Genomic DNA, 25742 nt, shown 5'->3' on the forward strand with positions numbered 1-25742 from the left:
CACGGGTCAAAAAGAAAAGGGCGCCAGAGGCGCCCACCGAAGGTCCGAGGTACCGCCGGCGTCAGCCGCCCGATGCCGGAGGCGTCGCGGCCGCGTCGGCACAGCCGCCTTGGCCCGCGCGCAGCCCGCGCGTGTCATTGCAGATGGTGCCCGAGGTGGTCCAGACCAGGTTCGCAGCGCCGTCGGCCTGGCTCGGCGTCAGCGTGACCGTGAGCGCCACGCCCCCCTTGGTGGTGGCGCCGGTCGTGGCGGTGATGACGCCATTGGTAATGCCGAAGTTGCTGGTGACATTCTTGGTGGCGGTGAAAGTCGACGGAATTCCGTTGGTTCCGGCATTGCAGCCGGTGAATGTCCCCAGGTCGGTGGCACAAGCGACCACCGAACCTTTCAATGGCGTCAATTCCGACAATGCCGCCGCGGCGCGGGCGCGCGAGGAATAGTCGGTGTATTGGGGAATGGCGATCGACGCGAGGATGCCCAGGACGGCAATGACGATCATCAGCTCGATGAGGGTGAAGCCCTGCGAGCGTGGGCGCGAATGACGAATATCCATGACAGATCAACTCCCTTTGAAATTCCGCTTCTGATTCTTGGAGCGGCGCTCAACAGGATATCAGCGGGATATTCGTCATCCATCGGTGCGAATGGATAAGAGCTTATTTTCTGCCAGAAATTTGGTCAAATTCCGCGAGCAATTAATTTGTGTTTATTTACGAATATTGATTGATCAAGAATCGGCCGCAGTCGCACGGCGTCGGGGCGCCGCGCGCCTGCGGGGATCACGCGTTCATGTCGAGCACGATGCGACCCTGGATCTGGCCCTTGTGCATGCGCGCGAACACGTCATTGATGTTCTCCAGCTTGTCGGTGGCCACGGTGGCATGCACCTGGCCGCGCGCGGCAAAGTCCAGCGCTTCCTGCAGGTCCAGCCGGGTGCCGACGATGGAGCCGCGCACCGTCACGCCGCGCAGCACCATGTCGAAGATGGGCAGCGGAAAGTCGCCCGGCGGCAGGCCGTTGAGCGAGACGGTGCCGCCGCGCCGCACCATGCCCAGGGCCTGCTCGAAGGCCTTGGGCGAGACGGCCGTCACCAGTGCCCCGTGTGCGCCGCCGATCTCCTTCTGCAGGTAGGCTGCCGGGTCGGTGGTCAAGGCATTGACGGTGACCGTGGCGCCCAGCGTGCGGGCCAGGGCCAGCTTGTCGTCGTCCACGTCCACGGCCGCCACGTTCAGGCCCATCGCGCGGGCGTACTGCACCGCCATGTGGCCCAGGCCGCCGATGCCGGAGATGACCACCCAGTCGCCCGGGCGCGTGTCGGTCACCTTCAGGCCCTTGTAGACGGTCACGCCCGCGCAGAGCACGGGCGCGATCTCCACGAAGCCGACCTCCTTCGGCAGGTGGCCGACGTAGTTGGGATCGGCCAGCGCGTAGTCGGCAAAGCCGCCGTTGACCGAATAGCCGGTGTTGCTCTGCGATTCGCACAGCGTCTCCCAGCCACCCAGGCAGTGGGTGCAGCAGCCGCAGGCCGAATGCAGCCAGGGCACGCCCACGCGGTCGCCTTCCTTCACATGCTTGACGTTGCGGCCGATGGCGGCCACGAAGCCCACGCCTTCATGCCCCGGGATGAAGGGCGGATTGGGTTTGACCGGCCAGTCGCCCTCAGCGGCATGCAGGTCGGTGTGGCACACGCCGGAAGCCTCGATCTTGACCAGGATCTGATCGTCGGCGGGCGTGGGGATTGGGACTTCCTCGATGGTCAGCGGCTGGCCGAAGGCGCGGACCACCGCGGCTTTCATGGTCTTCTGGGACATGCTCGATTCCTTCCACAACAAGAAGAGAAGAAGCCGCCCGCATCGGCCCGGTAGACGGGCGACGGGCGGCCGGGAACGCGGACGGGGCGTCCGCGTGGACAGGTGTCACCTTAGGCCTGCCCCGGGCGGGGCAGGATGACCCATGTCAAAAGAAGCCCAAGGGCTGCTGGCTGTAGCTGACCAGCAGGTTCTTGGTCTGCTGGTAGTGGTCGAGCATCATCTTGTGCGTCTCGCGGCCGATGCCCGACTGCTTGTAGCCGCCGAAGGCCGCGTGCGCGGGATAGGCGTGGTAGCAGTTGGTCCACACGCGGCCGGCCTCGATGCCGCGGCCCATGCGGAAGGCGCGTGCGCCATCGCGCGTCCACACACCGGCGCCCAGGCCGAAGAGCGTGTCGTTGGCGATCTCCAGCGCCTCTTCCTCGGTCTTGAAGGTGGTGACCGACAGCACCGGGCCGAAGATCTCCTCCTGGAAGATGCGCATCTTGTTGTGGCCCTTGAAGACCGTGGGCTCAACGTAGTACCCGCCGGCAAGGCCGCCATCGAAGGCCTTGCGGACGCCGCCGGTGAGGCATTGCGCGCCTTCCTGCAGGCCGATCTCGATGTACGACAGGATCTTGTCCAGTTGCTCCTGCGAGGCCTGGGCGCCGATCATGGTGGCCTTGTCCAGCGGGTTGCCCTGCTTGATCGCCTTGACGCGCTTCAGCGCCCGCTCCATGAAGGCGTCGTAGATCGACTCCTGGATGAGCGCGCGGCTGGGGCAGGTGCAGACCTCGCCCTGGTTGAGGGCGAACATCGCAAAGCCTTCGAGCGCCTTGTCGAAGTAGCCGTCGTCGGCCGACATCACGTCCTCGAAGAAGATGTTGGGGCTCTTGCCGCCCAGCTCCAGCGTGACCGGGATCAGGTTCTGGCTGGCGTACTGCATGATCAGCTTGCCCACCGGCGTCGAACCGGTGAAGGCGATCTTGGCGATGCGCTTGCTGGTGGCCAGGGCCTTGCCGGCCTCGGTGCCGAAGCCGTTGACCACGTTCAGCACGCCCGGCGGCAGCAGGTCGCCAACGAGTTCCATCAGCACCAGGATCGAGGCGGGCGTCTGCTCGGCGGGCTTGAGCACGATGCAGTTGCCGGCGGCCAGCGCCGGGGCCAGCTTCCAGGCGGCCATCAGCAGCGGGAAGTTCCACGGAATGATCTGGCCGACGACGCCCAGCGGCTCGTGGAAGTGGTAGGCCATCGTGTCGTGGTCCACCTCGGCGATGCTGCCTTCCTGGGCGCGCACGCAGCTGGCGAAGTAGCGGAAATGGTCCACGGCCAGCGGCAGGTCGGCCGCCAACGTCTCGCGCAGCGGCTTGCCGTTGTCGATGGTCTCGGCCACGGCCAGGGTCAGCAGGTTGGCCTCCATGCGGTCGGCGATCCTGAGCAGCACGTTGGCGCGATCGGTGGCCGAGGTGCGGCCCCAGGCCTTCTTGGCGGCATGGGCGGCGTCCAGGGCGGCCTCGATGTCCTTGTCGTTGGAGCGCGGGATGGCGCAGAACACCTGGCCGTCGATGGGCGAGACGTTCTCGAAGTACTGCCCGTCCACCGGCGCCGCCCAGCGGCCGCCGATGTAGTTGCCGTACTGCTTCTTGAAGGGGTTGGCCACGCCGAGGTGGGCGATGTCTGCCATGTCCATGGTGCTTGTCTCCGGTTGGGTTGCCGCGCCGGGGTGGGCGGTGTGCTTGTGGGGCAAGCCATGTGCCAGCGCGGACGGCGCGGGTGTTTCTGGAAAAAAACCCTTCAAAGACAGCCACTTGGCTGCAAGTCGCCCGCCGGCGCGCAGCCGTGCCCCTGTTCGCCCGGTGTGCCGCAATGGCACAGCTGTGGCGTAGCGGCACACCCCGTGGCAGCATGGCGGGCTTCCTGCGGGGCGTCTCCGCGCCCGCATCACGTCTTTCCCTCGCCTTCGGGCGCACTCCCATGTCCCTCATCCAGATCCGCAAGCGCGGCCTCACCATCGAGACCACCTACCACGAGGGCGGCCCGGCGCCCGCGCAGCCGCTGAAGCTGGCGGCCGCCTGCGCGGTGATCCAGAACCCCTATGCCGGCCGCTACGAAGCCGACCTGATGCCCTTCATGGCCGAGCTGCGCGCCCTGGGCACCGAGCTGGCCACGGAGCTTGTGGATGCCCTGGGCGGCAAGGACAAGGTCGAGGTCTACAGCAAGGCCGCCATCGTCGGCATCGACGGCGAGATGGAGCATGGCGCCGTCTGGCACGAGGCCGGCGGCTGGGCGATGCGCGAAGTGCTGGGCCAGCCCAAGGCCATGGTGCCGGCCAACAAGGCGGTGGCCGTGGCGGGCTACCGCCTGATGGTGCCGGTGCACTACATCCACGCCTCCTACGTCCGCAGCCACTTCAACAGCATCGAGGTCGGCATGCAGGACGCCCCGCGCCCGCGAGAGATCCTGTTCGCACTGGTGATGGGCACCGGCGGGCGCGTGCATTCGCGCCTGGGCGGGTTGCTCAAGGAGAACGTGGCTGTGAACGACGGCCAGCGCTGAGGCGCTGGCGTCGCGCGCGCGGTACCGGCCCGGCGCCGCGGCTCAGCTTCGCGCGGGCATGAAGGCCGTGGTGTCCGGGCGTCCTTCGACGAACAGCTGGGACGTCGCCGCTGCCGACTTCGCCAGCAGCCGGCCCTTGCGGTAGACCGCCAGCCGCGTGGCGCGCAGCCGGATCGCCTCCACCGGATCGCGCGCCTGCAGCAGCACGAAGCTGGCATCGCAGCCTGCCGCGATGCCGTAGCCCGGCAGGTGCATGAGGCGCGCCGCATTCGCGGTCACGGCCTCGAAGCACTGCTGGATGCCGGCTTGACTGGTCATCTGCGCCACATGCAGGCCCATGTGGGCCACCTCCAGCATGTCGCCCGAGCCCATGCCGTACCACGGGTCCATCACGCAGTCGTGGCCGAAGGCGACGTTCACGCCAGCCGCCATCAGCTCGGGCACGCGGGTCATGCCGCGGCGCTTGGGGTAGCTGTCGTGCCGGCCCTGCAGCGTGATGTTGATCAGCGGGTTGGCGATGACGCTGACGCCCGCCTCGGCGATCAGTGGCAGCAGCTTGCTCACGTAGTAGTTGTCCATGCTGTGCAGGGAGGTGCAGTGCGAGCCCGTCACGCGGCCCTGCAGCCCCAGGCGGTGCGCGTGGAAGGCCAGCGTCTCGATGTGGCGCGACAGCGGGTCGTCGGACTCGTCGCAGTGCATGTCGACCAGCTTGCCTTCTTCGGCGGCGATCTCGCACAGCAGGCGCACGCTCTCCGCACCGTCGGCCATGGTGCGCTCGAAATGCGGAATGCCGCCCACGATGTCCACGCCCTTGCGCAGCGCGCGGCGCAGGCTGTCGACGCCGCCGGCGGTGCGCAGCACGCCGTCCTGCGGAAAGGCCACCAGCTGCAGGTCGATGTAGGGCGCCACGCGGCGCCTGACCTCCAGCAGCGCATCGACGGCGAGCAGGCTGGGGTCGCTGGTGTCCACATGGCTGCGGATGGCCAGCAGGCCCTTGGCCGCCGCCCAGTCGCAGTAGGCGAGGGCGCGTTCGATCAGCGCCTCGGCCGTCAGCAGCGGCTTGAGCTCGCCCCACAGCGCGATGCCTTCGAGCAGCGTGCCGCTCTGGTTGACACGCGGCAGGCCGTAGCTGAGCGTGGCGTCCATGTGGAAATGCGGATCGCAGAAGGGCGGCGCCACCAGCAGGCCGCCGGCGTCCAGCGTCTCGTGGGCCGGCGAAGCGAGGCCGGTTGCCACCTCGACGATGCGGCCGTCCTGGACGGCGATGGACTGGCCGGTGCGGCCGTCGGGCAGGGTGGCGTGGGTGATGAGCAGGTCGAGCATGGGACGATCGGAAGACGGGGCGGGACAAGCGACGCAAGCGGCTTGCCAGCGTGGGCCCGGCTGTCGGATTCATGCAAGACAGCGCGGCGCGGGCTGCCTATTCTGGCCGGGCTTTCCTGCCCTCATTCACCCGGAGCATTCGACCATGCAGTTTGCCTACGCCATCTTCTACGTCCAGGACGTGGCTGCCACGCTCGACTTCTACGAGCGGGCTTTCTCTCAGCGCCGCCGCTTCCTCAGCCCCCAGGGCGACTACGGCGAGCTCGACACCGGCGGCACGGCCCTGGCCTTCGCCTCGCTCGGGCTGATGCGCAGCCTGGGCAAGTCGCCGCGGCCAGCCGAGCCTTCCGCGCCGAGTGGCGAAATCGCCTTCACGACGACGGACGTTCCGGCGGCCGTCGAACGCGCCTTGGCCGCCGGCGCGTCGCTGGTGCGTGCGCCGCAGACCATGCCCTGGGGCCAGACCATCGCCTATGTGCACGACGCCGACGGTGTGTTGGTGGAGTTGTGCACGCCCGTGGCGCCGCCGTCGCCGGATCAGTATCACGTCCACTGCCCTGGCCTGTCGCCCCGCGCGAGCCGCCGGTAGAGCACGTGCCGCTGCAGCGGATGGCCAGCCGGAACGGCCGGATGGTCGAAGTCGTCCTCCTCGTCGTGCGTCATGCCCAGGCGTGCCATCAGCGTACGGCTGCGCTGGTTGGCGACCGCCGTGAAGGCGACGATCTCGTCCAGGCCGAGTTCGTCGAAGCCGACCTGCAGTGCCAGGGCTGCGGCCTCTGCGGCCAAGCCACGGCCCCACCACGGCCGTGCGAGCCGCCAGCCGATCTCGACGCAAGGCGCGAAGGGCAGGGGCCACGCCGGCTGGTTCAGGCCGCACAGGCCGATGAAGGGGCCGTCGGCACCGGCGGCCGCCAATTCCACGGCCCAGAAGCCCCAGCCCTGTGCATCGATCAGGGCCTGGCAGCGCTGCGCCATGGCATCGCTCGCGGCGCGGTCCATGGCCGAGAGGAACCAGGCCATCGTCTGCGCGTCGGCGCTCATCGTGGCGAAGGGCGCCAGGTCGTCGGGCCGCCAGGGCCGCAGGCGCACGCGGGGGCCCTGGAGCCTGGCAGGGTCGATGGCGGTGCGCCGTGCGTCAGCCGTGGTCATGGAGCGAGCATACGGCGCGCCGCCGCTCGCCCATGCGGCGAAGGACTCATCAACGCTCGCCCTTGCGATAGGGCTTCATCAGGGCCTGCGGGTAGCTGGCCTTTCGCGCCACGAGCACCAGCGCCAGGATCGACAGCACATAGGGCAGCATCAGATAGACCTGATAGGGCAGGGCGGCATCGCCGGCCTGCTGCAGCCGCAGTTGCAGGGCATCGAAGAAGGCGAAGAGCAACGCACCCAGCAGCGCCTTGCCCGGCCGCCACGAGGCGAAGACCACCAGCGCCACGCAGATCCAGCCGCGGCCGTTGACCATGTTGAAGAAGAAGGCGTTGAAGGCCGACAGCGTGAGGAAGCTGCCCGCCACACCCATCAGGGCAGAACCGGCCACGATGGCGGCGGTGCGCGTGGCCGCCACCGACACGCCCTGGCTTTCTGCAGCCTGCGGGTTCTCGCCCACCATGCGCAGCGCGAGGCCTGCCGGCGTGCGGTAGAGCAGCCAGCCGACCAGCGGCACGAGCAGCAGGGCCAGCAGCGTCATCGGGGTCTGGGCATTCAACACCGGGATCGGCAGCCAGTCCATGGGCGCGAAGGGCGTGACGGTCGGCGGCGTGCTCACCTTGGGAAAACTCACCCGGTAGCCGTAGTAGGACAGCGAGGTCGCCAGCAGCGTGATGCCCAGCCCGCACACATGCTGCGACAGCGCCAGGCCCACGGTGAGCCAGGCATGCAGCAGGCCGAAGGCAGCGCCCACCAGAGCGGCGACCACGACGCCCATCCACAGCGGCGCGCCGGCGTACACCGCCAGCCAGCCCCCAAAGGCGCCGGCCACCATGATCCCTTCGATGCCCAGGTTGAGCACGCCGGCCCGCTCGCACAGCAGCACGCCCAGCGTGCCCAGGATGAGTGGCGTCGCGATGCGCAGCAGGGCCACCCAGAAGGAAGCCTGCGCCACGATGTCGAACACCTCGCTCATCGCGACCACCTCAGCCGGAACTGCGTGAACAGCGCCGCCACCAGCACCGACAGCAGCGAGGCGGCCACGATCACATCGGCGATGTAGGTCGGCACGCCCACGGCGCGGCTCATCGAATCGGCGCCGACCAGCACGCCGGCCACGAACACGGCAGCCGCCACCACGCCCAGCGGATGCAGGCCCGCGAGCATGGCGATCACGATGCCGGTGTAGCCATAGCCGGGCGACATGTCGAGCGTGACATAGCTGGTGCGGCCCGCCACTTCGACCGCACCGGCCAAACCGGCCAGTGCACCCGAGAGCAGGGCGGTGAGCACCACGGTGCGCGTGACCGGCACGCCGGCGAAGGCGGCGGCACGCGGATTGGCGCCCAGGGCGCGGATATCGAAGCCCAGCACCGTGTGCTTGAACAGCAGCCATCCGCCCACCGCCAGCACCAGCGCGCCGAGCAGGCCGCTGTGCACCCGCGTCTGCGGGATGAGCTTGGACAGCTCCAGGTCCGACTGCAACGCCACGCTCTGCGGCCAGCCCATGGCCGTCGGGTCTTTCATCGGCCCGTCGAGCAGGGCGCCGACGGCCAGCAGCACGATGAAGTTGAGCAGCAGCGTGGTCACCACCTCGTCCACGCCCAGTCGGCTCTTCATCAGCGCCGGACCGAGCAGCAGCAGCGCGCCCGCCAGCGCGGCCGTCAGGAACATCAGCGGCAGCAGCACGGCCACCGGCCATTCCAGGCCCGTGCCGTCATGCATCCCACCGATGGCGACGGCGGCCAAGGCGCCGGCATAGAGTTGGCCTTCGGCGCCGATGTTGAACAGCCGCGCCCGGAAGGCCACCGCCGCCGACAGGCCGGTGAGGATCAGCGGGATGGCCCGCGTCAGCGTCTCGCTCAGCGCGAAGACCGAGCCGAAGCCGCCCGAGAGCAGCAGCCCGTAGGTGCGGCCCACTGGCGCCCCGGCCCACAGCACCAGCAGGGCGCTGACCAGCAACGTGAAGGCCACTGCGCCCACGGGCGCCAGCACCAGCGCCGTGCGTGAGGGCTGGGTGCGTCGTTCGAGCCGCATCGTCATGCGGGCGTCCTTTCCGTTTCGCCGGCCATCGCCAGGCCGATGGCCTCGCGCGTCCAGGCCTCGGCCGGTCGCGTGGGCGTGAGGTGGCCGCCCTGCATCACGGCGACCTGATCACCCAGGGCCAGCACCTCGTCGAGATCGTCCGAGATCAGCAGCACCGCCGCGCCTGCGTCGCGCGCCGCGATCAGCTGCCGCTGCACATAGGCCACGGCGCCGATGTCCAGGCCCCAGGTCGGCTGGTGCGCAACGATCAGCCGCGGCACCGCCATGGAGCCCGCATCGGGCGCGGTCAGTGCGCGCCCGAGGATGAGCTTCTGCATGTTGCCGCCCGACAGCGAGCGGGCCGGCACATCGAGTCCGCCGCCGCGCACGTCGAAGGCCTGCTGGATGCGCGCTGCATGGGCGCGTGCCGCCGCGCGGCGCACCCAGCGAAGGCCGGGCAGCAGCCGGCGCGAGAAGGCGGCCGTGCGCAGGCGCTCGGCCACCGCGTTCTCCCACACCGGCAGGTCGCCCACCACGCCCACGGCATGGCGGTCTTCAGGGATGCGCGCCACCCCCTGCGCCACCAGCCGCGCAGGCTGTGCAGAGAGCGGCGCACCGAGGAGCTTCAGCCATCCGGATCGCGCCTTGCGCGTGCCGCACAGCAGCTCGGCCAGCGCGACCTGTCCGTTGCCGGAGACGCCGGCAATCGCCGTGATCTGCCCCGCGCGCAGTGTCAGAGACACCTCGTGCAGCGCGCCGGCGCCACCTTCGGTGCTCACGCCGTCGAGCACGCACACCTCGGCGCCAGCGCCGGAGGCGGGCTGCCGCACCGGCGCCTCCACCGCATGGCCCACCATCCATTGCGCGAGCTGCGCCTGCGTGGTGTCGGCTGCGCGGGCCTCGGCCACCAGGCGGCCCTGGCGCAGCACGGCGACGCGGTGCGAGACGCGCAGCACCTCGCCCAGCTTGTGGCTGATGAAGATGATCGACAGCCCCTGCGCCACCATCTGGCCCAGCGTGTCGAACAGCGCCTCGCTCTCCTGCGGCGTGAGCACGGCGGTGGGCTCGTCCAGGATCAGGATGCGGGCGCCGCGGTACAGCGCCTTGAGGATCTCCACCCGCTGGCGTTCGCCGACCGACAGCGTGGCCACGCGCGCATCGGGCGACACCGGCAGGCCGAATCGACGGGCCACCGCCTCCAGCCGCTCGCGCGCCGCCACGCGGCGGGTGAAAGGCTGCCACAGCGGCTCGCTGCCCATCACGATGTTGTCGAGCACGCTGAGGTTGTCGGCCAGCGTGAAGTGCTGGTGCACCATGCCGATGCCCGCCGCCAGCGCCGCCTGCGGATGGCCGGGCGGCAGGGGCTGGCCGAAGGCCTCGATCCGCCCCTCGTCGGCCACGTAATGGCCGAACAGGATGGACATCAGCGTGGACTTGCCGGCGCCGTTCTCGCCCAGCAGCGCCAGCACTTCGCCGGCCTGCAGGGTGAGCGAGATCGCGTCGTTGGCCACCAGCGGGCCGAAGCGCTTCGTGATGCCCGAGAGCCGCAGCACCGGCACGCCGCCGGCCGCGCCGCCGGCCGGGCTCAGGGCTTCCATTGCGCCAGGAAGGCCAGCAGCACCTGCGCCGAGTTGTCGGCCGCCAGGCGCATGAAGGTCCCCATCTCGTTGGCGCCCTCGCCACCGCCGGCCAGATCGCTGAGCGAGCGGAAGGCGAGGTAGGGCACGCCGTTGGCATGGGCCACCATGCCCACCGCCGCCGTCTCCATGTCCAGAACGTTGGCCTGGAAGGTGGCGTAGGTGTATTCGCGGAAGGCCTTGTTGTCCATGAAGGCCTGGCCCGACACGCCGTTGCCGCCGACCACCAGGCGCGGCGCGTGTTTCAGGCAGGTGCCGGCCGCACAGGCCGCCAGGTCCACCTTCATGGTGCGCGCCGCGGCCAGCATGCCCGGGTCCACCTCGAACCAGAAGCGCCGCGTGACCTGCGGCTGCGCCGCGGAGCGGAATTCCACCGGCCGCGGAAACATCATGCCGAAGTTGGGCAGCGTGGCGTCCTGGATGAAGGGCGGCTTCTCGTAGCGGCCGGGCGCGGCTTCCTTGGCCATCAGCACTTCCAGGTACTGGCCCCACTGGGCCGGCACCGTGACGTCGCCGATGGACAGGTTGGGATTGACGCCCCCGGCGATGCCGCTGAACACCACATGGCTGACCTTGAAGCGGTCCAGCGCCAGCTGCGTGTTCATGGTGGCGTTGGTCATGCTGATGCCCGACAGGAACAGCACCACCGGCCGCCCTTGCAGCGTGCCGGTGTGGAACTCCACACCGTTGATGCGCTTGGTGCGCGCGTCCTGCAGCTTCTGGCGCAGCAGCACCAGCTCAGGCTCGAAGGCCGACATGACCGCGATGCGCGGGGTGTCGGCAACAGGGGGCGGCCCCATGCCGGCGCAGCCGGCCAGCGCGGCGCTGGCGGCGAGGGCCAGCAGGAATCGGCGGAAGCTGTTCATGCGGCCAGGGGCCTCACTTGGACGACTTGGGCTGGCGGTCGTCGATCTTGACGCTGTACTTGCCCGACAGGATCTCCGCCTCGCGCGCCTTGACCTTGGCGACCAGATCGGCCGGCACCTTCTTTTCGAAGGTGCCCAGCGGGGAGAGCTCGGAGCCCTTGTATTGCATCTGCGAGTAGGGGCCGTAGTCCTCGGCCTTGAACTGGGCGTCCTTGACCAGCTTGATGGCGCGGTCGACGGAGGGCTCCATGTTCCACAGCGCCGACACCACCACCGTGTCGGGGTACTGCGGCTGCGTGTTGATCACGTTGCCGATGGCCAGCACCTTGCGCTCCTTGGCCGCGTCGCTCACGCCGAAGCGCTCGGCGTACATGATGTCCGCGCCCTTGTCGATCATGGCGAAGGCGGCCTCCTTGGCCTTGGGCGGATCGAACCAGCTGTTGATGAAGCTCACGCTGAACTCCACCTTGGGATTCACTTCCTTCGCGCCGGCCATGAAGGCGTTCATCAGCCGGTTGACCTCGGGAATGGGAAAGCCGCCGACCATGCCGATCTTGTTGGACTTGGTCATGCCGCCGGCGATCATGCCGGTGAGGTAGGCGGGCTCCTGGATGTAGTTGTCGAAGACGCTGAAGTTGGGCGCCTGCGGCTTGCCGGAGGAGCCCATCAGGAACATGGTCTTGGGGATGTCCTTGGCCACCTTGCGGGCCGCAGCCTCGACGGCGAAGGCCTCGCCCACGATCAGCTGGTTGCCGGCCGTGGCGTACTCGCGCATCACGCGCTCATAGTCGGCATTGGCCACGTTCTCGGTGGCCTTGTACTCGATCTCGCCGCGTGCCTCGGCCGCCTTGAGTGCCTTGTGGATGCGGCCCACCCATTGCTGCTCGAAGGGCACGGTGTAGACCGCGGCCACCTTGAGCTTGGACTGGGCGAACGCGAACTGCGGCAACCCGACCGCGACAAGCCCCGCCAGGGCGGCGGCACTCAGGATCAGGGGACGGCGCTGGATCATCTTTCTCACTCCTCGTTGATGGGTGTTGGACAAGCAGGATTGGTGCCGGGGCTGCAGCCAGGCACGGCGGGCGATTCGCACGACCAGGACAACCGGGCCACCCGGCGCCCATGCGGCAAGGAACACCAGCTTCGCCCGACACGCCGCCCCGCACTTAGACAGAAGGCCGCGGAGCAGGCCACGCCAGCAACACGCGCGGAACCGGCTTTGCCGGGCCGCTGCGTGTGCCCCCGGAGGGGGTTGGCGGAGCGGGCCCCAGCCCGCGCAGCCTGGGGGCGAGCTCTACTTCGTACCGAAGATCCGGTCGCCCGCGTCGCCCAGACCCGGCAGGATGTAGCCATGCTCATTGAGTTGCCGGTCGATGGCCGCGGTGTACACCGGCACATCCGGATGCGCCTCGTACATGGTCTTCAGGCCTTCGGGGCAGGTCAGCAGGCAGACGAACTTGATGGACTTGGGCGACAGCTCCTTCAGGCGCTCCACCGCCGCCACGGCCGAATTGCCGGTGGCCAGCATCGGGTCGACCACCACGATGTCGCGCTCGTCCATGCCGCTGGGCATCTTGAAGTAGTACTCGACGGCCGTGAGCGTCTTGGGGTCGCGGTACAGGCCGATGTGGCCGACGCGCGCCCCGGGCACCACGCTGAGCATGCCGTCCAGGATGCCCGTGCCGGCCCGCAGGATCGACACGAACACCAGCTTCTTGCCGTCGATCACCTGGCCGCGTGTCACTTCGAGCGGCGTCTCGATCTCGATCTCCGACGTCGGGATGTCCCGCGTCACCTCATAGGCCATCAGCGAGGCCAGTTCGTTGAGCAGGCGGCGGAAGCTGTTGGTCGAGGCGTCCTTGCGACGCATGAGCGTGAGCTTGTGCTGGACGAGCGGATGGGTGATCAGGTGAGCGTTGGGCGTCGTCATGAATCGTTCTTGTCAAAAACAGAAGGCGTGCGATGGTAGAGGAGGCGGGCTCAGAACACCGTGCCGTCGCTCTCGATGCGCAGCGGGGGCAGGCCATGGCGCAGGCGCTGGGCCACGGCCCGGCCGGCCGCCCAGGTGCCGCCTTCGAGGATGCAGGCCAGCGGCATCTCCTCGGCGCTGCGGCCGACGTGGCGACGCACGATGGGTGCCAGCTCATCGAGCAGTGCCACGGTCAGGGCGCGCCATTCGACGATGAATTCGTCGCCGACCTGCCAAGTGCGTTCGAGCAGGGCCGCATCGCGCGGCACGATCACGCCGGTGTCCAGCAGCAGGCCGCCATTGCGGTACTCGGGCAGGGCGGTGAGGGCGTCCAGTCCTTCGACCTTCACGCCCGCCCACTCGAAGGGCTCGATCAGCGAATAGGTGAGCCACTGCGACAGCTTGTGGAAGGGTACCCAGCCGTGGGTGCGGCCCTCACCGCCGACCGCGCTGTGCGCCCAGCAGTCGCCCAGGGCCAGCGCCGGCTCGCCTGGGCCGGGCAGGGCGGTGGGGTGGCGATGCAGGTAATTGGCCGAGGGCCAGATGGCCGAGAGCGAATCCAGCAGCAGCGTGAGGATGGCGTGCACCTGCACCGTCGCGGTGGGCGGGACCGCCACGCCTTCGGGCGCGATGAGCATGTCGAACAACCCGCCGGGCCGCTGCACCTCGGTGCCGAAGACGGCCGGCTGCTCGGCCAGCACCTCACCCAGGCGGCGCAGCAGCGTGACCCGGCCGTCCAGGCCGACCAGCGGGTTGTCGCTGCGCACCTGGAAGGCTTGCGCCAGGCGGTCGGTCACCAGGGCACGCAGGCCGGCGGCATCGGCCTGCAAAGGGCGATCCGGGTCAGAAGAAAACAGTCCGGCCTTGAAGGCATGGAAGCTGGCCACGCCCAGGCCCTCGGAACGGGTGAAGCGCTGGTCGGACGCCGACTCGTGGTAGGCCCAGTCGGCACCGGCGCCCGCATCCAGCAGCACGCTCACCACGGCGAGATCGATGCGCGCCTTGGCCTTCTCGCGGGGCGTCGCATGTTCGCCCAGCAGATGATCGAGTTCGGCCGCCCGGTCGACGCCGCCCGCCTCGAAATGCCGCCAGCGGCTGTGGTACGGGATCGGCCGCCACGCGTAGCGCGCCTGGGTGACCTGGGCCACTTCACGCGCCGCATCGTCCAGGCTCGTCTCGTCGCCGATGGTGAAGAAGGCCGATTCGCCGCGGCGCGCGCGGGCCAGCAGTTCGGCCGCGCGCTCGCGCACGGCGACCGTCGTGCGCAGCCAGGCGACGGCGGCCTCGGGTTGGTTGAGGTCGGTGGCGGGAAGCACGTGTTGGCTGTCCGTCATTCGCCCAGCCCCCGGCCGCGGGTGGCCTTGAGTTCATCGGTACCGGGCACCTTGCCGGGTGTGAAATAGCCGGCCGCCATCTTGGCGTCGATCTCGACCCGGGCATCCGCCGGGATGAGGTCGTCGGGGATGTTGACGCGCTCGCCCACTTCGATGCCCGAGCCGGTGATGGCGTCGTATTTCATGTTGCTCATGGAGACCAGCCGGTGGATCTTGCGGATGCCCAGCCAGTGCAGCACGTCGGGCATCAGCTCCTGGAAGCGCATGTCCTGCACGCCGGCCACGCATTCGGTGCGGGCGAAGTACTGGTCGGCGGTGTCGCCGCCCACCTGCCGCTTGCGGGCGTTGTAGACCAGGAACTTGGTGACCTCGCCCAGCGCGCGGCCTTCCTTGCGCGCGTAGGAGATCAGGCCCACCCCGCCGCGCTGGGCGCCCTGGATGCACTCCTCGATGGCGTGCGTGAGGTAGGGGCGGCAGGTGCAGATGTCGGAGCCGAACACGTCCGAGCCATTGCATTCGTCGTGCACGCGGGCGGTGAGCTCGACCTCGGGGTTGGCCAGGTCGCGCGGCTTGCCGAAGATGTAGATCGTCTGCCCGCCGATGGGTGGCAGGAAGACTTCGAGGTCGGAGCGCGTGACGAGCTCGGGATACATGCCGCCCGTCTCCTCGAAGAGCACGCGCCGCAGGTCGGTCTCGGAGCAGCCGAATCGTCGGGCCACGCCCGGCAGCCACCAGACCGGCTCGATGGCCGCCTTGGTGACGAGGGCCGCGCCACCGGCAGTCAGGAACTTGCCGTCGGCCTTCAGGCGGCCTTTCTGCAGCGCGTCGATCACCTCGGGCAGGATCACATGTGCCTTGGTCACGGCGATGGTGGGCCGGATGTCGTAGCCCGCAGCCAGCTCCTGCGCGAACACGTCGGAGACGACGGCGCCCCAGGGGTCCATCGACACGATCTTGCCCGGCTCGCTCCATTGCGGATAGGGCCCGATCGCGTCGGTCGGCGACGTGTTGGTGAGGTCGGCACGGTGCTCGCGCTTGAGCGCCCCCGCGGCCACGGCCAGTGCGCGGTAGACGCTGTAGCTGCCGCTGTGGGTGCCGATCACGTTGCGGTGGGCGCGCTTGGTCGTAGTGCCCACGACCGGTCCGCGTTCGGCCGGGGTGGCCGCGTCCCAGTGGATGGGCAGCGAGCCCAGGCCGCCGGCATGCGAGGTCAGGCGGACGTGCTGGCGGGAGGAGGGTGAGGTGGCAGGGGGAGACGTGGTGCTGTCTACAGACATTGCAGGCCCTCAAAAATGTCAATGTAGCGAGGGGTCGGACCGCTGGCAAGAAAAGAGGGCATGCGCCGCGTCCTCCCCCAAATAGCCGAGACGCAGGAGGGCGGACAGGCTTGGGTTACTTTCTGCAATATAGTGAAAAAGCCATGTCGTGGTTCTCCTCTGCCGGCTTTGCTGCCGAGCCTCTGCTCTGGCGCCTCCACGATGCGCGGCTGGTCGGCCTGTCGGTGGTCCTGGCCATCCTGTCTTCCATCCTGGCGGTGCACATGGCATCGCTGGGCTGGCGCGCGCGACATGCCGGCATCCGCCATCTGAGCGCGGCCGGTGGCGCGCTGGCCATGGCCTGCGGCATCTGGGCGATGCATTTCATCGGCATGCTGGCCTTTGCCTTGTGCGCCGCGGCCCCGATCGGGCTGGGCATGACGGCGCTGTCGCTGCTGCCTGCGCTGGGCGCCTGCTGGGTGGCCATGCTGCTGCTCACGCGCGCGCATCTGGGCCGGGCGGCCATTGCCTGGGGCGGGGTGGCGGTGGGCGCGGGCATCGGCGCCATGCACCATGCCGGCATGGCCGCCTCGGCGGCCATGGTCGGCATGCGCCACGATCCCGGCTTGACCGCCTTCTCCCTGGTGCTGGCTGTGCTGCTGGCCACGCTGGCGCTGTGGGTCTATGCCCGCCTGCGCACGCAGGCGCAGGACCGGCCCTGGCGGGTGGCGGCCGTCGCGGGGTCGGTGCTCGGCCTGGCCATCCTCGCCATGCATTACACGGCGATGGCAGCGCTGCACTTCGACGGCGTCGCCATCGATGGCGTCCCTGAGGGGCGGCACACGCTGCTGGTGGTGGCCATTGCCGGATTCGTGGCCCTGATCGGCCTGCTGGCGGTGGCGCTGCACGTGGGGTTGCGCCAGCGTCATCTGCTGGAGCAGGTGCGCCGCAGCGAGTCGCGCCTGCGCGCCCTGGTGGACACGGCGGTGGACGGCATCGTGATGATCGATGCACGCGGCACCATCCAGTCGTTCAATGGCGCCGCCGAGCGCCTGCTGGGCTGGCGGGCCGACGAGGTGGTCGGCCGCAACATCGCGATGCTGATGCCCGAACCGCATCGCGGGGGCCATGACGGCTACCTGGACCGCTACATGAAGACGGGCCTGGCCAGCATCATCGGCGTGGGCCGCGAGGTGGAAGCGCGCGACAAGCAAGGGCGGCTGCTGCCGGTCCGCCTGGCCGTGGGCCGGGCAGAGCTCCAGGACGAGGCGCTGTTCGTCGGCTTTCTCACCGACATCCGCGAGCGGCAGGACATGGAGCTGTCGCTTCGCCGCAGCGAAGAACAGTTCCGCTCGCTCATCGCCAACATTCCCGGCGTGACCTTCCGCTGCCGCTTCGCCCGCGACTGGCGCATGCTGTTCATCAGCGACGCCGTGGAGGGCCTGTGCGGCTTCCCGGCGGAGGACTTCCTGGCCGGGCGCATCAGCTATGCGGACCTGATGCACCCGGACGATGTCGAGCGCATCTGGCAGCAGGTCGGCCAGGCGCTCGCCCAGGACCGCTCCTACCACGTCGAATATCGCCTGCGGCACCGCAGCGGCCGGTTGCGCTGGGTGTCGGAAACCGGCCGGGGCGTGCGCGGCAATGATGGTGAGATCCAGTGGATCGACGGGGTGATGGTCGACAACACGGCGCTGCGCGCGCGCAACGCCGAGTACGAGGGCATCGTCAACGCCATCGGGCGCGCCCAGGGCATGGTCGAGCTGGACCTGGATGGACGCATCCTGCGTGCCAACGACCTGTTCCTGCGCCTGGTCGGCTACACCATGGAAGAGCTGCGCGGCCAGCCCCATGCGGTGCTGTGCCGGCCCGAAGAGGTCCAGAGCGCCGACTATGCCGAGCGCTGGCGGCGGCTGCGCGCCGGCGAGCAGCAAAGCGGCGAATATGCCCGCATCACCCGGGACGGACGGGAGGTGTGGCTGCACAGCTTCTACAACCCGATCCTCGATGCCGAGGGGCGGCCCTTCAAGATCCTCAAGCTGGCGGCGGACCTGAGCGAGCGGCGCCTGATGGAGCAGGCCCTGCGCGACGCCAAGGAACGCGCCGAATCCGCCGCGGCGGCGCGCAGCAGCTTCCTGGCCAACATGAGCCACGAGATCCGCACGCCGATGAACGCCATCATCGGCTTCTCGGAGGTGCTGCTCGATTCGCCGCTCGACGCCAGCCAGCGCCGCCACCTGAGCACCATCCACCAGGCCTCGCATTCGATGCTGCGGCTGCTCAACGAGGTGCTCGACACGGCCAAGCTGGAGAAGGGCGCGATGACGCTGATGGAGGAGGACTTCTCCCTGCGCGCGCTGTGCGACCAGGTGGTCGCATCGATGCGCATCAGCGCGATCCGCAAGGGCCTTGACCTGGTCCTCGACTACCACCCGAGCGTTCCGCTGCACTTCCGCGGCGATGCGCTGCGGGTGCAGCAGGTGCTGCTCAACCTGCTGGGCAATGCCGTGAAGTTCACCGAACAGGGCAGGGTGGTGCTGCGCGTGCGCCATCACGGTGGCCAGCTCAGCCTCGAGGTGGAGGACACCGGCATCGGCATCGAGCAGGACATGCTGGAGCGCATCTTCGAACCCTTTGCCCAGGCCGACGCCTCGACGTCGCGGCGCTTCGGTGGCACGGGGTTGGGCACCACCATCTCGCGACAGCTGGCGCACCTGATGGGCGGCACCATCCGGGTAGCCAGCACGCCGGGGCGCGGCAGTGTGTTCACCGTGCGGCTGCCATTGCCGCTGGGCAGTCCCGCCGGATCGCCGGATGCGGCTGGAGGCGCAGACACGCCGCTGCAACTGCCCGCGCTGCGCGTGCTGGCCGTGGACGACGCGCCGAGCAACCTGGAGCTGCTGGAGATCCTGCTGGGCCGCGAGGGCCACCAGGTGGCACTGGCCGGGGGCGGCGAACAGGCGGTGCAGATCGCCGCGCGCGAGCGTTTCGACCTCATCCTCATGGACCTGCAGATGCCCGGCATGGACGGCCTGGAGGCGGCGCGTGCCATCCGCCGTGCCGAGCAGGCGGCGGCCGACCGGCACACGCCGATCATCGCCATGTCTGCGAGCGTGCTCGAGGCCGACCGCCTCGCGGCCGAGTCCGCAGGCATGGAGGGCTTTGCAGGCAAGCCCCTGGCGCCGGCGCAGCTCATGCGCGAGATGGCCCGCGTGCTGGGACTCGTCCTGGCCCCGGATCTGCCCGAGGCCGGCCATCCCGAGTCGCTGGCCATCGACTGGCATCGCGCACTGTCGCTGTGGCACCGGCCGGGACTGCTGCACGACGCGCTCGAACGCTTCCTGGCCGAGCAGCGCGCGACGCCGGGGAGGCTGATGCAGCTGGCGGACGACCAGGACTGGAAGGGCCTGGCCGCGCTGGCGCACCGGCTGGTCGGGGCGGCGGGGCATTTCGGTCTCAATACCCTGCAAGGATTGGCGGGTCGACTGGAGACTGCGGCCCTGGCCCAGGATCCCACGGGGTGCAGCCAGTGCATCGTGGCGCTGCCGGGCGAACTGCTGCACGCGGAACAGGCGCTGCGCGCCCAGCGCCTGCAATCGCCGGACGCGGTGTGGCTCAACGCCGCGAACGGCACCGATGTGCAACTGAACCTGGCGTGCGTGCTGGACCTGATCGCGCGCACCATCACGCTGCTGCGTGCAGGGGAATGGCCGGAGGTTCCATTTGGAGCGCTCTCTGCCTTGCTGCCTGCCGAAATGCTGGAGGATGCCAACGGCGCCATTGCCAATTTCGATTTCGAGCGCGGTCGCAGGGCCCTGGAAGTGCTGGCGGACCGGCTTCAGCGGGCCGCGCCGGTGGAAGGATGAGGCGCGCGGCCCAGCAGCTGTGTGCGAGAGCCAGCCGTTGCCGAGGCGGTCGCAGCGACGGCCCGGCCCAGGTCAAGGGCTGGGAACTCGGCGGTCTATCCCTTCTTCGAATATGCAATGTGCGTTATGTCAAATAACGTTGATGCCTGATGGGCAGCGATTGCGTGCCCCAGCGCGCTGGCCCTCGCTCCCCTCCTAGCCAACCTTCACCCTCATCTTCGGCTGCCCTCGGCCCAGCCGAGCGGCGCAAGAAAAAAGCGCCTCTGTGAGGCGCTTTGGGTCTCTGACGATCCAAGCCGGGCGCCGAAGCGCCAGCCATGATCCCTCAGTCGCGGGACGACTCCAGCGTCTTGTTGATGTACAGCGCCACCAACGTGCAGATCGCGCCAGAGGCCAAATAGACGCCCAGGAACGCCAGCCCAAAATGGGCCGACAGTCCGAGCGCGACCAGCGGCGCAAATGCGGCCCCCACCAGCCAGGCGAAATCGGAGGTCAGCGCGGCGCCGGTGTAGCGGTAGCGCGCGCTGAAGTTCGAGGTCACCGTCCCGGAGGCCTGGCCATACGACAGGCCCAGGAGCACGAAGCCGATCAGGATGAAGACGTTCTGTCCTTCGCTCGACTTGAGCAGCACCGGTGCCACGAGGCTGAACAAGCCGATCAAGGCAGCCAGGGTGCCCAGGGTGTTGCGACGACCAAAGCGGTCGGCAATCCAGCCAGAAGCCAGCACGGCCGCAGCACACAGCAGGCCGCCGATCACCTGCACGCCCAGGAAGTCGGCAATGGACTGGTCCGAATAGAGCTGAATCCACGACAGCGGAAACACCGTCACCAGGTGGAACAGCGCATAGCTGGCCAACGCGGCGAAGGCGCCGATGAAGATGTTGTAACCCTGGGTGCGAAGCAGTTCGCCGGCGGGCGTGGGTTCGAGTTCCCGCTGTTCGAGCGCCCTCTCATACTCATGCGTGACCACCAGGCGCAGCCGGGCGAACAGCGCCACCACGTTGATGGCGAAGGCCACATAGAAGGGATAGCGCCAGCCCCAGTTCATGAAATCTTCCTGGGACAGGCTGCCGTACAGGTACATGAACAGCGCGCTGGCAACCACGAAGCCGAGCGGCGCGCCCAGCTGTCCCAGCATGGCGTACCAGCCGCGGCGGTGCGGCGGCGCGTTCATCGACAGCAGCGACGGCAGGCCGTCCCAGGAGCCGCCGGTGCCCAGCCCCTGCCCGATCCGGAACAAGGCCAGCAGCAGGATCGCCCAGCCGCCGACGACGTCATAGCCCGGCAGGAAGGCAATGCCCGCCGTGGACGTACCGAGCAGGAAGAGCGCGATGGTCAGCTTGGTGGCGCGGCCGTAGCGCTTCTGGATGCCCATCGAGACGACGGTGCCAATGGGCCGCGCGATGAAGGCCAGCGAGAAAATGGCGAACGCGTAGAGCGTGCCTTCGAGACGCTCGACGAAGGGAAAGAACAGCTGGGGAAACACCAGCGCGCAGGCGATGCCGAAGACGAAGAAGTCGAAGTACTCGGAGGATCGCCCGATCACCACGCCGACGGCGATGTCGCCCGGGGCCACATCGTGATCGTCCGCATTGACCTGACGAGCGTCGCGCTCGAGATCTCCAGAGTGGATTCCGGGGTGTGCCGGGCTCAGGCTGCTCATCGAAGTCTCCCTTGTATTCGAGGAGCGCCCAGATTACCACGCGAGATTCGCAGAGCCGTCGGACAGTGTCGATAGGACAAATTGTCCAATCGCCTACGCGGGCGTGCACCTCTAAAGTGCGGACTCCTGCCGCCGGTGCGCGAGGTGCCGGCCTGCTCGTTCCTTTCAGATTCCAGCGTATGCCTTCACTCAAGACCTTCCGCGCGCCAGCCCTCCTGGCCGCCACGGCGCTCCTGGCCGGTTGCAACACGGTGGTGCTCAGTCCCTCGGGGGACATCGCCTCGCAGCAGGGCCGCCTCGTGATGATCGCGACCGGGCTGATGCTGCTGATCATCATCCCGGTGATCGTGCTCACCCTGCTGTTCGCCTGGCGTTACCGTGCGGCGAACAAGGAGGCCGACTACCAGCCCGACTGGCACCACTCCACCCGCCTGGAGCTGGTCATCTGGTCAGCTCCACTGTTGATCATCATCGCCCTGGGCGCGTTGACGTGGATCAGCACCCATACGCTGGATCCGTACCGCCCGCTCGACCGCATCGCGGCGGGCAAGCCGATGCCGGCGGACGTCAAGCCGCTGGAGATCCAGGTCGTTTCGCTGGACTGGAAATGGCTCTTCATCTATCCCGAGCAGGGCATCGCCACGGTCAATGAGGTGGCGGCGCCGGTGGACCGGCCCATCCTCTTCAAGCTGACCTCCAGCACGACGATGAACGCCTTCTACGTGCCCGACCTGGCCGGCATGATCTACACCATGCCCGGCATGCAGACCGAGCTCAATGCCGTCATAAATAAGCCGGGTGTCTACCACGGCCTGTCCTCGCATTACAGCGGCGCCGGCTTCTCGGGCATGACCTTCAAGTTCCACGGCGTCTCCAACGAGGACTTCGCCAAGTGGGTGGCCGATGCCAAGTCCGGCAGCCAGAGCCTGACGCGCGCCGTCTACAACGACCTGGCCAAGCCCAGCGAGCGCAATCCCGTGCAGCGCTTCGCTTCCGTCGACCCCGACCTGTACTCGCGCGTGCTCAACCTGTGCACCGTGGATGGTCAGCGCTGCATGCACCAGGTGATGGCCCAGGACGCGCTGCGTGGCCGGACCAAGGCTGGCGAGGCCGCGGTCGCTGCGCTCATGCCGCAGCAGATCTGCACGCCCAACCAACCGGTCGACCTGCTCAACTGAGGACGCCGCCCTCCCCGGCCCGCCTCCCGGCACCCATTCGAAGAAACGAAGCCCTATGACTGAACCTTCTACCGCCGCGCCCCACTGGCTGCTGGGGCGGCTGACCTGGGAATCCGTTCCCATGGCGCACGAGCCGATCGTGCTGTGGACCTTCATCGCCGTCGCGCTCGGCGGCCTCGGCGTGCTCGCGCTGCTCACCAAGTTCCGGCTGTGGGGTCCGCTGTGGCGCGACTGGTTCTGCAGCATCGACCACAAGAAGATAGGGATCATGTACATGATCCTGGGCATCGTGATGCTGCTGCGCGGCTTTGCCGACGCGCTGATGATGCGTCTGCAGCAGGCCGTGGCCTTCGGCGACAACATGGGCTATCTGCCGCCACACCATTACGACCAGATCTTCACGGCGCACGGCGTCATCATGATCTTCTTCGTGGCGATGCCGCTGGTCACGGGCCTGATGAACTACCTCGTGCCGCTGCAGATCGGCGCGCGCGACGTGGCCTTCCCCTTCCTGAACAACTTCAGCTTCTGGATGACCACCGGCGGCGCCGTGCTGGTGATGCTGTCGCTGTTCCTGGGCGAGTTCTCCACCGCCGGCTGGCTGGCCCTGTCGACGCTGGGCAACCAGAACCCGGGGGTGGGCCTGGACTACTACATCTGGGCGCTGCAGATCGCGGGGGTGGGCACCACGCTCTCGGGCATCAACCTGCTGGTGACCATCGTCAAGATGCGCGCCCCCGGCATGGGCCTGATGAAGATGCCCGTCTTCACCTGGACCTCGCTGTGCACCAACGCGCTGATCGTGGCCTCCTTCCCGGTGCTGACGGCCGCCCTGGTGCTGATGTCGCTCGACCGTTATGTCGGCACGAACTTCTTCACCAACGTGTCGGGCGGCAACCCGATGCTGTACGTCAACCTGATCTGGATCTGGGGCCACCCCGAGGTCTACATCCTGGTGCTGCCGGCCTTCGGCGTGTTCTCCGAGGTGGTGGCCACCTTCTCGGGCAAGCGTCTGTTCGGCTACACGTCCATGGTCTATGCCACGGTCTGTATCACCATCCTGTCGTACATCGTGTGGCTGCACCACTTCTTCACGATGGGCTCGGGCGCGAGCGTGAACGCCTTCTTCGGCATCACGACGATGATCATCTCGATTCCGACCGGCGCGAAGATCTTCAACTGGCTCTTCACCATGTACCGCGGCCGCATCCGCTTCGAGCCGCCCATGCTGTGGACCGTCGGCTTCATGTGCACCTTCGCCATCGGCGGCATGACCGGCGTCCTGCTGGCGGTGCCCCCGGCCGACTTCGTGCTGCACAACAGCCTGTTCCTGATCGCCCACTTCCACAACGTGATCATCGGCGGCGTGGTGTTCGCCATGTTCGCCGGCATCAACTACTGGTTCCCGAAGGCCTTCGGCTACAAGCTCGACGCCTTCTGGGGCAAGTGCTCGTTCTGGTTCTGGCTGGTGGGCTTCTACGTGGCCTTCATGCCGCTGTACGTACTCGGCCTGATGGGCGTGACGCGTCGCGTCAACCATTTCGAGGACCCGTCGCTGCAGATCTGGTTCCAGATCGCCGCGCTGGGCGCCGTGCTGATCGCCTGCGGCATCGCCTGCTTCCTGATCCAGCTGGGAGTGAGCTACCTGCGCCGCGAGCAGCTGCGCGACCACACGGGCGACCCGTGGAACGGCCGCACGCTCGAGTGGGCCACCGCCTCGCCCCCGCCCCAGTACAACTTCGCCTTCACGCCCGTGGTGCACGAGGTCGATGCCTGGTGGGACATGAAGCAGAACGGCTACAAGCGCCCGCTCGGCGGCTTCAAGCCGATCCACATGCCCGCCAACACCGGCGCCGGCGTGGTGATCTCGGTGTTCTCGGTGATCTGCGGCTTCGCACTCATCTGGCACATGTGGCCGCTGGCTGCCGCGTCGTTCGCGGCGACGATCCTGGCGTCGATCATCCACACCTTCAACTACAAGCGCGACTACCACATCCCGGCCGAGGAAGTCTCGGCCGCCGAGAACGCGCGCACCCAACTGCTGGCCCGTCATGTCTGATCTCGCCTACGCCACCGGCACCGCCGGCGACACCACCGACCGCGCCTACCACCTGGCGGACGAGCCGCATCCGGAGAACGGCACCTCGCTGGGCTTCTGGCTCTACCTGATGAGCGACTGCCTGATCTTCGCGGCGCTCTTCGCGACCTATGGCGTGCTCGGCCGCAGCTATGCGGGCGGCCCCAGCGGCGCCGAACTGTTCGACCTGAAGCTGGTGGCCATCAACACGGCCTTCCTGCTGCTGTCGTCGATCACCTTCGGCTTTGCCATGCTGCAGAAGCAGCAGAACAAGGTGGGCGGCACGCTGGGCTGGCTGGCCATCACCGGCGTCTTCGGCCTGTGCTTCCTGGGCGTGGAGCTCTACGAGTTCCACCACCTGATCCATGAAGGCGCCACGCCGCAGAGCAGCGCCTTCCTGTCGGCCTTCTTTGCGCTGGTCGGCACCCACGGCCTGCACGTGACCTTCGGCTCGATCTGGATGGTGGTGCTGATGATCCAGATCTCCAAGCACGGCCTGATCCACGAGAACAAGCGCCGCCTGATGTGCCTGTCGATGTTCTGGCACTTTCTGGACGTCGTGTGGATCGGCGTCTTCACCTTCGTCTACCTGATGGGAGTGCTGTGATGAGTACCCATGCCACCCACGCCGCGCACGCCGGCCATGCCCACGACGATCACCATCATGACGACCACCACGGCGACGTGGGGCCGCACAGCACCTTCTCGGGCTACATGATCGGTTTCGTGCTGTCCATCGTGCTCACCGCCATTCCCTTCTGGCTGGTGATGAACGACGTGATCAGCAGCCGCAACACGGCCGTCATCGTGCTGGGCGCCTTCGCGGTCGTCCAGATCCTCGTGCACATGGTCTTCTTCCTGCACATGAACGGCAAGGTCGAAGGCGGCTGGACCCTGCTGTCCACCATCTTCACCGTCGTGTTCGTGGCCATTGCCATCGCGGGCACGCTGTGGGTCATGTTCCACATGAACACGAACATGATGCCGGCGCACGAGATGCAGCAGCACATCCAGCGCGCGCAATGACGCAGCGGCGCCGCGGTCGGGTCCTCGTGCCTG

Annotated in this window: 21 protein-coding genes; 7 read left to right on the forward strand and 14 right to left on the reverse strand. The window is 68.2% G+C overall.

Features of this window, described 5'->3' with window-relative positions; all coding sequences use genetic code 11:
* Nucleotides 1-61 precede the first annotated feature (61 nt).
* The 3 genes from ACT54X_RS19125 to adh all read right to left on the reverse strand — a co-directional run bounded on the left by ACT54X_RS19125 (nucleotide 62) and on the right by adh (nucleotide 3477).
* Complete coding sequence (locus tag ACT54X_RS19125; RefSeq protein WP_476347890.1) at nucleotides 62-553, reverse strand: pilin; 492 nt, start codon at nucleotides 551-553, stop codon at nucleotides 62-64.
* A gap of 226 nt (nucleotides 554-779) precedes the next feature.
* Nucleotides 780-1811: an alcohol dehydrogenase AdhP gene (gene adhP, locus ACT54X_RS19130; RefSeq protein ID WP_294365670.1), complete on the reverse strand. Its 1032-nt coding sequence runs from the start codon at nucleotides 1809-1811 to the stop codon at nucleotides 780-782.
* 145 nt (nucleotides 1812-1956) lie between these two features.
* Complete coding sequence (gene adh, locus ACT54X_RS19135) at nucleotides 1957-3477, reverse strand: aldehyde dehydrogenase (RefSeq protein ID WP_476347892.1); 1521 nt, start codon at nucleotides 3475-3477, stop codon at nucleotides 1957-1959.
* A 284-nt stretch (nucleotides 3478-3761) separates the two neighbouring features.
* On the opposite strand from adh, the gene ACT54X_RS19140 reads away from it, so the two are divergent.
* Nucleotides 3762-4343: an amino acid synthesis family protein gene (locus ACT54X_RS19140; protein ID WP_294365674.1), complete on the forward strand. Its 582-nt coding sequence runs from the start codon at nucleotides 3762-3764 to the stop codon at nucleotides 4341-4343.
* Nucleotides 4344-4385: 42 nt separating this feature from the next.
* Here ACT54X_RS19140 and ACT54X_RS19145 read toward each other — a convergent pair whose 3' ends face one another.
* Nucleotides 4386-5666, reverse strand: coding sequence for an amidohydrolase family protein (locus ACT54X_RS19145; RefSeq protein WP_476347894.1), 1281 nt, complete (start codon nucleotides 5664-5666; stop codon nucleotides 4386-4388).
* Between the two features lie 145 nt (nucleotides 5667-5811).
* Between ACT54X_RS19145 and ACT54X_RS19150 the strand changes: the two genes are divergently transcribed.
* Complete coding sequence (locus ACT54X_RS19150; RefSeq protein WP_476347896.1) at nucleotides 5812-6255, forward strand: VOC family protein; 444 nt, start codon at nucleotides 5812-5814, stop codon at nucleotides 6253-6255.
* Here the strand turns inward: ACT54X_RS19150 and ACT54X_RS19155 are convergent.
* From ACT54X_RS19155 to ACT54X_RS19195, 9 genes are all read right to left on the reverse strand, one after another.
* A complete protein-coding gene (locus tag ACT54X_RS19155; RefSeq protein ID WP_476347898.1) occupies nucleotides 6210-6815 on the reverse strand; it encodes a GNAT family N-acetyltransferase in 606 nt (201 codons plus the stop codon). The genes ACT54X_RS19150 and ACT54X_RS19155 overlap by 46 nt on opposite strands.
* 49 nt (nucleotides 6816-6864) lie before the next feature.
* Nucleotides 6865-7788, reverse strand: coding sequence for an ABC transporter permease (locus ACT54X_RS19160; RefSeq protein ID WP_354321291.1), 924 nt, complete (start codon nucleotides 7786-7788; stop codon nucleotides 6865-6867).
* Complete coding sequence (locus ACT54X_RS19165) at nucleotides 7785-8849, reverse strand: ABC transporter permease (RefSeq protein WP_476348041.1); 1065 nt, start codon at nucleotides 8847-8849, stop codon at nucleotides 7785-7787. The genes ACT54X_RS19160 and ACT54X_RS19165 overlap by 4 nt, the downstream gene beginning before the upstream one ends.
* 2 nt (nucleotides 8850-8851) lie before the next feature.
* A complete protein-coding gene (locus ACT54X_RS19170) occupies nucleotides 8852-10435 on the reverse strand; it encodes an ABC transporter ATP-binding protein (protein WP_476347900.1) in 1584 nt (527 codons plus the stop codon).
* Nucleotides 10423-11340 (reverse strand): 5'-methylthioadenosine/S-adenosylhomocysteine nucleosidase, encoded by a 918-nt coding sequence (locus tag ACT54X_RS19175; RefSeq protein ID WP_476347902.1) that lies wholly within the window; start codon nucleotides 11338-11340, stop codon nucleotides 10423-10425. The genes ACT54X_RS19170 and ACT54X_RS19175 overlap by 13 nt, the downstream gene beginning before the upstream one ends.
* 13 nt (nucleotides 11341-11353) lie before the next feature.
* Complete coding sequence (locus ACT54X_RS19180) at nucleotides 11354-12352, reverse strand: BMP family protein (RefSeq protein ID WP_476347904.1); 999 nt, start codon at nucleotides 12350-12352, stop codon at nucleotides 11354-11356.
* 282 nt (nucleotides 12353-12634) lie between these two features.
* Nucleotides 12635-13270 (reverse strand): uracil phosphoribosyltransferase, encoded by a 636-nt coding sequence (upp, locus tag ACT54X_RS19185; RefSeq protein ID WP_476347906.1) that lies wholly within the window; start codon nucleotides 13268-13270, stop codon nucleotides 12635-12637.
* Nucleotides 13271-13320: 50 nt separating this feature from the next.
* Nucleotides 13321-14643 (reverse strand): URC4/urg3 family protein, encoded by a 1323-nt coding sequence (locus ACT54X_RS19190; RefSeq protein WP_476347908.1) that lies wholly within the window; start codon nucleotides 14641-14643, stop codon nucleotides 13321-13323.
* The gene (locus ACT54X_RS19195; protein ID WP_476347910.1) at nucleotides 14640-15920 is read right to left on the reverse strand and encodes a GTP cyclohydrolase II; all 1281 of its coding nucleotides are present in this window, start codon (nucleotides 15918-15920) and stop codon (nucleotides 14640-14642) included. Before ACT54X_RS19195 ends, ACT54X_RS19190 begins: the two co-directional genes overlap by 4 nt.
* A gap of 143 nt (nucleotides 15921-16063) precedes the next feature.
* On the opposite strand from ACT54X_RS19195, the gene ACT54X_RS19200 reads away from it, so the two are divergent.
* Nucleotides 16064-19765 (forward strand): PAS domain S-box protein, encoded by a 3702-nt coding sequence (locus tag ACT54X_RS19200; protein ID WP_476347912.1) that lies wholly within the window; start codon nucleotides 16064-16066, stop codon nucleotides 19763-19765.
* Between the two features lie 325 nt (nucleotides 19766-20090).
* Here the strand turns inward: ACT54X_RS19200 and ACT54X_RS19205 are convergent, their stop codons facing one another.
* Entirely contained in the window at nucleotides 20091-21428 is a 1338-nt protein-coding gene (locus ACT54X_RS19205) for an MFS transporter (RefSeq protein ID WP_294365693.1), read from the reverse strand.
* 179 nt (nucleotides 21429-21607) lie between these two features.
* On the opposite strand from ACT54X_RS19205, the gene cyoA reads away from it, so the two are divergent.
* Genes cyoA through cyoD form a run of 4 tightly spaced genes read left to right on the forward strand, consistent with a single transcriptional unit; the run spans nucleotide 21608 to nucleotide 25709 of the window.
* Entirely contained in the window at nucleotides 21608-22606 is a 999-nt protein-coding gene (cyoA, locus tag ACT54X_RS19210; RefSeq protein WP_294365696.1) for a ubiquinol oxidase subunit II, read from the forward strand.
* Between the two features lie 55 nt (nucleotides 22607-22661).
* On the forward strand, nucleotides 22662-24665 hold the full coding sequence (gene cyoB / locus ACT54X_RS19215) for a cytochrome o ubiquinol oxidase subunit I (RefSeq protein ID WP_476347914.1): 2004 nt from the start codon (nucleotides 22662-22664) through the stop codon (nucleotides 24663-24665).
* On the forward strand, nucleotides 24658-25290 hold the full coding sequence (gene cyoC, locus ACT54X_RS19220) for a cytochrome o ubiquinol oxidase subunit III (RefSeq protein WP_354321300.1): 633 nt from the start codon (nucleotides 24658-24660) through the stop codon (nucleotides 25288-25290). Before cyoB ends, cyoC begins: the two co-directional genes overlap by 8 nt.
* Entirely contained in the window at nucleotides 25290-25709 is a 420-nt protein-coding gene (gene cyoD, locus ACT54X_RS19225; RefSeq protein ID WP_017757638.1) for a cytochrome o ubiquinol oxidase subunit IV, read from the forward strand. Before cyoC ends, cyoD begins: the two co-directional genes overlap by 1 nt.
* The last annotated feature ends 33 nt before the right edge of the window (nucleotides 25710-25742 follow it).

Source organism: Pseudacidovorax sp. DMC4 (assembly GCF_056314265.1).

Excerpts from the sequence above, each read along its gene's own strand:
- ACT54X_RS19155 (WP_476347898.1), bottom strand. The coding sequence starts at position 6,815 with ATGACCACGGCTGACGCACGGCGCACCGCCATCGACCCTGCCAGGCTC.
- ACT54X_RS19190 (WP_476347908.1), bottom strand. The coding sequence starts at position 14,643 with ATGACGGACAGCCAACACGTGCTTCCCGCCACCGACCTCAACCAACCC.
- ACT54X_RS19205 (WP_294365693.1), bottom strand. The coding sequence starts at position 21,428 with ATGAGCAGCCTGAGCCCGGCACACCCCGGAATCCACTCTGGAGATCTC.
- cyoC (WP_354321300.1), top strand. The coding sequence starts at position 24,658 with ATGTCTGATCTCGCCTACGCCACCGGCACCGCCGGCGACACCACCGAC.
- ACT54X_RS19140 (WP_294365674.1), top strand. The coding sequence starts at position 3,762 with ATGTCCCTCATCCAGATCCGCAAGCGCGGCCTCACCATCGAGACCACC.
- ACT54X_RS19165 (WP_476348041.1), bottom strand. The coding sequence starts at position 8,849 with ATGCGGCTCGAACGACGCACCCAGCCCTCACGCACGGCGCTGGTGCTG.
- ACT54X_RS19180 (WP_476347904.1), bottom strand. The coding sequence starts at position 12,352 with ATGATCCAGCGCCGTCCCCTGATCCTGAGTGCCGCCGCCCTGGCGGGG.
- ACT54X_RS19175 (WP_476347902.1), bottom strand. The coding sequence starts at position 11,340 with ATGAACAGCTTCCGCCGATTCCTGCTGGCCCTCGCCGCCAGCGCCGCG.
- ACT54X_RS19200 (WP_476347912.1), top strand. The coding sequence starts at position 16,064 with ATGTCGTGGTTCTCCTCTGCCGGCTTTGCTGCCGAGCCTCTGCTCTGG.
- ACT54X_RS19150 (WP_476347896.1), top strand. The coding sequence starts at position 5,812 with ATGCAGTTTGCCTACGCCATCTTCTACGTCCAGGACGTGGCTGCCACG.
- adhP (WP_294365670.1), bottom strand. The coding sequence starts at position 1,811 with ATGTCCCAGAAGACCATGAAAGCCGCGGTGGTCCGCGCCTTCGGCCAG.
- cyoD (WP_017757638.1), top strand. The coding sequence starts at position 25,290 with ATGAGTACCCATGCCACCCACGCCGCGCACGCCGGCCATGCCCACGAC.
- upp (WP_476347906.1), bottom strand. The coding sequence starts at position 13,270 with ATGACGACGCCCAACGCTCACCTGATCACCCATCCGCTCGTCCAGCAC.
- ACT54X_RS19145 (WP_476347894.1), bottom strand. The coding sequence starts at position 5,666 with ATGCTCGACCTGCTCATCACCCACGCCACCCTGCCCGACGGCCGCACC.
- ACT54X_RS19160 (WP_354321291.1), bottom strand. The coding sequence starts at position 7,788 with ATGAGCGAGGTGTTCGACATCGTGGCGCAGGCTTCCTTCTGGGTGGCC.
- ACT54X_RS19170 (WP_476347900.1), bottom strand. The coding sequence starts at position 10,435 with ATGGAAGCCCTGAGCCCGGCCGGCGGCGCGGCCGGCGGCGTGCCGGTG.
- ACT54X_RS19195 (WP_476347910.1), bottom strand. The coding sequence starts at position 15,920 with ATGTCTGTAGACAGCACCACGTCTCCCCCTGCCACCTCACCCTCCTCC.
- adh (WP_476347892.1), bottom strand. The coding sequence starts at position 3,477 with ATGGACATGGCAGACATCGCCCACCTCGGCGTGGCCAACCCCTTCAAG.
- cyoB (WP_476347914.1), top strand. The coding sequence starts at position 22,662 with ATGACTGAACCTTCTACCGCCGCGCCCCACTGGCTGCTGGGGCGGCTG.
- cyoA (WP_294365696.1), top strand. The coding sequence starts at position 21,608 with ATGCCTTCACTCAAGACCTTCCGCGCGCCAGCCCTCCTGGCCGCCACG.
- ACT54X_RS19125 (WP_476347890.1), bottom strand. The coding sequence starts at position 553 with ATGGATATTCGTCATTCGCGCCCACGCTCGCAGGGCTTCACCCTCATC.